The organism is Tsukamurella soli (assembly GCF_039541155.1).
GTDB lineage: Bacteria > Actinomycetota > Actinomycetes > Mycobacteriales > Mycobacteriaceae > Tsukamurella > Tsukamurella soli.
Genome location: NZ_BAABFR010000237.1, coordinates 1 through 1,362, shown reverse-complemented (window position 1 = coordinate 1,362; position 1,362 = coordinate 1). Strand labels below are relative to the sequence as shown.

General features: G+C 62.3%; 1 protein-coding gene. It reads right to left on the bottom strand.

The features are described from left to right. Positions 1-1,362: NADP-dependent isocitrate dehydrogenase (locus tag ABD908_RS27330; protein ID WP_345002050.1), on the bottom strand; the 1,362-nt coding region annotated here is incomplete at both ends.

Genomic DNA, 1,362 nt, shown 5'->3' with positions numbered 1-1,362 from the left:
GTCCTCGAGGCTCACCGCCAGCGCCAGGAACTCACCCAACGAGTCCCACCGCAGGTGGTTCTCCTCCAACAGCTGCTTGACATGCTTCGGCGCCGAACCGCCCGCACCCGTCTCATACATACCGCCACCCGCCATCAGCGGAACGATCGACAACATCTTCGCGCTGGTACCCAGCTCCAGGATCGGGAACAGGTCCGTCAGATAGTCCCGCAGGATGTTGCCCGTCGCCGAGATCGTGTCCAACCCCCGCACCAACCGCTCCAAGGTGTAGCGCATCGCCCGCACCTGCGACATGACGTGGATGTCCAGACCCTCGGTGTCCTGCTCGGCGAGCAACGCGTTGACCTTGGTGATCAGCTCGTTCTCGTGCGGCCGGTACGGGTCGAGCCAGAACACGACCGGCATCCCCGAGTTCCGCGCCCGGTCCACCGCCAACTTCACCCAGTCGCGGATCGGCGCGTCCTTGACGTTGCACATACGCCAGATATCGCCCTCCTCGACCGTCTGCGACAGCAGCACCTCACCGGTCTCGTTGTCGACGAAGTTCGCCTCCCCCGCCTCCGGGATCTCGAACGTCTTGTCATGCGAGCCGTACTCCTCGGCCTTCTGCGCCATCAGACCCACATTCGGCACCGTCCCCATCGTGGTCGGATCGAACGCCCCATTGGTCTTACAGAAGTTGATGATCTCCTGATAGATCCGCGCGAACGTCGACTCCGGCATCACCGCCTTCGTGTCCTTCGGCCGACCATCCGCGCCGTACATCTTCCCGCCCGCACGGATCATCGCCGGCATCGACGCATCCACGATCACATCGCTGGGCGAATGGAAGTTCGAGATCCCCCGAGCCGAATCGACCATCGCCAGCTCCGGGCGGTGCTCATGACAGGCGTGCAGATCGTTGACGATCTCCTCGTGCTTGGACGCCGGCAGCGTTGCGATCTTGTCGTACAGATCACCGAGGCCGTTGTTGACGTTCACACCGAGCTCGTCGAACAGCTCCTGGTGCTTGGCGAACGCGTCCTTGTAGAAGATCCGCACCGCGTGACCGAACACGATCGGGTGCGAGACCTTCATCATCGTCGCCTTCACATGCAGCGAGAACATCACACCGGTCTTGCGGGCGTCCTCCATCTGCTCCTCATAGAACTCCAGCAACGCCTTCTTGCTCATGAACATGCTGTCCATGACATCGCCCTTGCCGACCTTGACACTGGGCTTGAGCACGATCGTCCTACCGCTGGTGGTGACCAGCTCCATCCGGACGTCGCGGTCCTTGTCGAGGGTGATCGACTTCTCCCCGTGGTAGAAGTCGCCCTCCCGCATATGCGCCACATGACTACGGGACGCCATCGACCACTC